Origin of the sequence: Tersicoccus phoenicis (assembly GCF_001968835.1) — a bacterium.
Lineage (GTDB): Bacteria > Actinomycetota > Actinomycetes > Actinomycetales > Micrococcaceae > Tersicoccus > Tersicoccus phoenicis.
In genome coordinates, this window is record NZ_MRDE01000040.1 from 1 (window position 1) to 4,399 (window position 4,399).

The following is a 4,399-nucleotide window of genomic DNA, read 5'->3' on the forward strand; positions in this document are numbered from 1 at the left end:
CACCACGCCGAGGTCCTCACCCTGACCGGCGACTCCTACCGAACCCGCAGCCGCAGACAGCCCCTCGCCACCGGCGCCGAGCACTGACCAAACCAGACCATCAACAACCGAGCAGGGGGTCAATATTCGAACGACGCTACGGGGTCAATATTCGGCCGACGTTGACACGGACCTTCTTCGTCTTCGCCCGCAACACCAGACTGAACGTCAGCGTCGACGTCGGCCACTACAAGGCACGAACGCGCCCCACCCTCGCCCAGGACCAGCGGCTGGCCTGGCTCCGGGAACTCCTCACCGGCAGCAGCGAATCCCTTCCCTACCGGGTTGCCGGGATACTGCTCCTGCTCTACGCCCAGCCTCTCGTACGGGTCGCTGCGCTCCGCGCCGACGCGATCACCATCGACCCGACGACAGGCCAAACCTCGATCGGCTTCGGCGGCCGCCCCGTTCCCGTCCCGGCGCCGTTCGCCGGACTGCTCCTGGACCACCTCAAGACCCGGCCCAACCTTCGCACCAGCGTTGCCGAGAGCCCATGGCTCTTCCCCGGCACCCGCGCCGGCCACCACCTGCACCCAAACACCATCATGGACCGGCTCCGCTCGCTCGGCATCCAGCTCACGGGCGCCCGCAACCGGGCGCTGGACGACCTCGTCACCCAGATGCCGGCGCCACTGGTCGCGGACGCACTCGGCTACAGCTACCAAGCAGTCTTCAAGCACGCCGCTTCAGCCGGCGAGAACTGGGCCAGATACGCCAGCCTGAAACGCCAACCGTAACCGGCGACGGGAAGCCAAAGCCCCAGCACCGCACAGAGCGCTGCTCAAGGCCTTCCGGCGGGACTGTACTTTCAACGGTGTAACTCTGATGCAGGAGGTACCCGATGAGTAGCAAGGTCGAGGCGGTCGCGCTGGCGCCCGTGATGGAGGTTGATGAGCCCGTGACGACGGAGGTCGAGCAGCAACCGCTGGCGCTGGACAGGGCGCTGGTTGCCCGGTTGGTCGGGGACGCGCAGGCGCAGGGCGTGGCGGTCGACGGGGAGGGCGGCCTTCTGGCGCAGCTGACGAAGCTGGTGGTCGAGTCCGCCCTGGAGGGTGAGCTGACGGCGCATCTGGGCTATGAGAAGCACCAGCGGAGCGAGGGCGCCGCCGGGGAGAACGCGCGTAATGGGGCGCGGGCGAAGACGGTGCTGACCAAGGCCGGGCCGATCCAGGTCGATGTCCCGCGTGACCGGGCGGGCACGTTCGAGCCGGCCGTGGTCAAGAAGCGTCAGCGCAGGCTGGGCTCGATCGAGGACATCGTGCTGTCGTTGTCCGCGCGGGGCCTGACCCACGGTGATACCAGTGCTCACCTGGCCGATGTCTACGGGTCCGAGGTGTCCAAGACGACGATCTCGACGATCACGGATAAGGTTCTGGACGGGATGAGCGAGTGGCGGAACCGGCCGCTGGACCCGGTCTACCCGGTGGTGTTGATCGACGCGATCCACGTCAAGGTCCGTGACGGGCAGGTCGCCAACCGGCCGATCTACGTGGCCTTGGCCGTGACCGTCGACGGGAACCGCGACATCCTGGGCCTGTGGGCCGGGGACGGTGGTGAGGGCGCGAAGTACTGGTTGCAGGTGTTGACCGAGATCAAGAACCGTGGCGTGTCGGACGTGCTCATGCTGGTCTGTTATGCCGTGCTCGCGGTTATGCCGATGTTTGCCGACGGGATCACTCGGGAGGCGGGGACCGAGGAGCGGTTGTCGGCATAATCGCGGTTCTGATCGGCTGGTCTTCTCAGTGTTGAGAGGACGAGGAGCTGATCATGATCAGGATCGAGATCGACGGCTGCGGAGTGTTGATCTGTGGCCCATTGGAAGCGGTCGCACGCAAGTTCGAGGCCGAGCTTGTCCAGCGGGGGTTCACGAGGAAGTCGGTGATGAACCGGTTGCGTCTGCTGGCGCATCTGAGCCGTTGGCTCGACGCGGAAGGCGTGCCCCCGGAATCGCTGACCGCAGAGCAGGTCGAGGCATTCCTTGCCGAGCGGGGCCGCACCCATACGGGCTTGTTCTCGCGGAGGGCGTTGGGCCCGGTGCTGGACTGGCTCGCTGGTGAGGGAGCGATCCCGCGCGCGGCGGCCAGCGTTCCGGTGGCAGTCGACCCGGCCGAGCTGGTCGGCTTCGAGGAGTATCTACGCGCTGAGCGGCGTCTGGAGGCCTCGACGATCGCGGCGGGCATGGCCCGCGCTCGTCGGTTCCTCGCGGTGTATGCCCCGCCGGGAGGGGCGGGTGAGCTGACTGCGGCGGAAGTGACGCGGGCGCTGCTGGACGAGGGCGCCACTCGCAAGCCGGTATCGGTGAAAGCGTTCGGATACACGCTGCGTTCGCTGCTGCGGTTCTTCTTCATCACCGGGATCACCGGCCACGACCTGTCGGCGGCGACGCTCGTGATCCGTTCCCCGCAGCCGTCCAGGCTGCCCGTCGGGGTCGGTCGCGACGACGTGGCGGGCCTGCTGGCCGGATGCGACCGGAACACGAGGGCGGGGATGCGTGACTACGCGGTGCTCCTGCTGCTGTCCCGGCTCGGTTTGCGGGCGATCGAGGTCGCCCGGCTGCGGCTGGAGGACATCGACTGGCGTCGCGCGGAGATGCTGGTGCGGGGGAAGGGCAACCGTGACGAGCGGCTCCCGCTGCCGCGCGAGGTCGGCGAGGCGATCGTGGATTATCTGCGTGGCGGGCGCCCCGCAGATGCCGGGTTCTGGGAGGTGTTTGCCGCCGACCGGGCACCGCGGCGCCCGTTGACGAGGGAAGCGGTCGGCGGCATCGTCGAACGCGCGTGCGACCGAGCAGGTTTGTCGAGGTTCGGCACGCACCGGCTGCGGCACACGCTCGGCGAGCAGATGGTCACCGCCGCGGTGCCGCTCGACGCGATCGGTCAGGTGCTGCGGCACACGAGCCCGGTCACGACCGCGGGATACGCGCGCGTCGACGTCCCAGCGTTGCGCGGCCTCGCCCAGCCCTGGCCGCGGGCGGGCGGTGAGCGGTCATGACCGCGTGGGACGAGCATGTCGCTGACTACCTGCGGCTGCGCCGTCAGCTCGGGTTCACGCTCGTCTGGGACGAGCATCTGCTCGGCCAGTTCAGCGCTCACCTGAACGCCGCCGGAATCGAGCACGTGACGACTGGGGTGATGATCGACTGGGCTGGCCAGCCCCGCGAAGGAGCGGCCGGATCAGGGGCGTCGCGGGCTTCGACGCGGATGAGGGCGGTGCGATCGTTCGCGGCCTATCTGCACGCACTCGACCCGGCCCATGAGGTCCCGGCTGCCGGTGTATTCTCGCATCAGCCACGCCGCACGATGCCATACATCTACTCGCATGAGGAGATCATCGGCCTGCTGGAGGCAGCGGCCGGGCTGAAGCGATACGAGCGCTCTCGCATCTATCCGGTCGTGTTCGGGCTGCTCGCGGTGACGGGCATGAGAGTCGGAGAGTTGCTCGCGCTCGATGCGGACGAGGTCGACCTGGAAGCCGGGATCATCACGGTCAGCCGCGGCAAGTCCCGAGACCCCAGACTGGTCCCGATCCACGAGTCGACCACGACGATGCTCACCGATTACGCCGCCTGGCGCGCCCAGCGCGCCGCTGCCGGGCCGGGAGATGCTGCGGCGTTCTTCACCGACCACCGCGGCAAACGGCTGACGTACTTCACCACGCAGTATGCCTTCGAGCGCGTTCGTGAGGCCGCGGGGCTGACCGCCGGCGGGGCGCTCCCGCGCATCCATGATCTGCGCCACTCGATGGCAGTCTCGACGCTGCTGGGCTGGTATCGCGCCGGGCTCGATGTCGCGGGGCTGCTGCCACGGCTGTCGACCTACCTCGGGCACACCAACCCGGCCAACACCTACTGGTATCTGTCCGCGGTGCCCGAGTTGCTCGGCCACGCCGCGGCCAGGCTCGCCGCCGCGAGCCCGACAGCTGCGCAGGTGCGCTCATGACCGCGTTCGCGCCGCTGCTGCAGGCGTTCTTCACCGACCGGCTCGTCACACAGCGCCATGCCAGCAGCAACACGATCGCCGCCTACCGGGACACGTTCAAGCTCCTCATCACCTACATCCATGACGAGACAGGCAGGGCCCCGGCGGCCCTGGATACCGGGGATCTCGACGCGACTCGGATAGCCGGATTCCTCACCCATCTGGAACGAGACCGGGGCAACAGTCCACGTACCCGCAACGCCCGGCTCGCCGCGATCCACTCGCTGTTCTCTGGAGTGTTCCCGGGAAAGTGGATACCAGAATTATGCGGCGAGTTCGTGGATGTCCCTCAATCCTAATTCATACTCGGCGGGTGTCAAATAGCCGAGGGTGGAGTGTCGCCGTGCCCGGTTGTAGTACTCCTCGATCCAGGTGAATGTTGC

Annotated in this window: 5 protein-coding genes and 1 pseudogene; 5 read left to right on the plus strand and 1 reads right to left on the minus strand. The window is 67.8% G+C overall.

Annotated features, from left to right (window positions below; all coding sequences use genetic code 11):
• Window positions 1-161 precede the first annotated feature (161 nt).
• The 5 genes and pseudogenes from BKD30_RS07015 (at window position 162) to BKD30_RS07035 (ending at window position 4,315) form a co-directional block, all read left to right on the plus strand.
• Window positions 162-776: a hypothetical protein gene (locus BKD30_RS07015; RefSeq protein ID WP_076703513.1), complete on the plus strand. Its 615-nt coding sequence runs from the start codon at window positions 162-164 to the stop codon at window positions 774-776.
• A gap of 104 nt (window positions 777-880) precedes the next feature.
• Window positions 881-1,672, plus strand: a pseudogene (locus BKD30_RS07020) (IS256 family transposase); the annotation flags it as partial.
• Between the two features lie 134 nt (window positions 1,673-1,806).
• A complete protein-coding gene (locus BKD30_RS07025) occupies window positions 1,807-3,030 on the plus strand; it encodes a tyrosine-type recombinase/integrase (protein WP_076703515.1) in 1,224 nt (407 codons plus the stop codon).
• On the plus strand, window positions 3,027-3,977 hold the full coding sequence (locus BKD30_RS07030; protein ID WP_076703517.1) for a tyrosine-type recombinase/integrase: 951 nt from the start codon (window positions 3,027-3,029) through the stop codon (window positions 3,975-3,977). The genes BKD30_RS07025 and BKD30_RS07030 overlap by 4 nt, the downstream gene beginning before the upstream one ends.
• Window positions 3,974-4,315, plus strand: a complete 342-nt coding sequence (locus BKD30_RS07035) for a site-specific integrase (protein WP_076703519.1) — start codon at window positions 3,974-3,976, stop codon at window positions 4,313-4,315. Before BKD30_RS07030 ends, BKD30_RS07035 begins: the two co-directional genes overlap by 4 nt.
• Here BKD30_RS07035 and BKD30_RS17065 read toward each other — a convergent pair.
• On the minus strand, window positions 4,280-4,399 hold a 120-nt coding region (locus BKD30_RS17065), incomplete at its 5' end, for an IS3 family transposase (protein WP_408033359.1). The two genes, BKD30_RS07035 and BKD30_RS17065, sit on opposite strands and share 36 nt — an antisense overlap.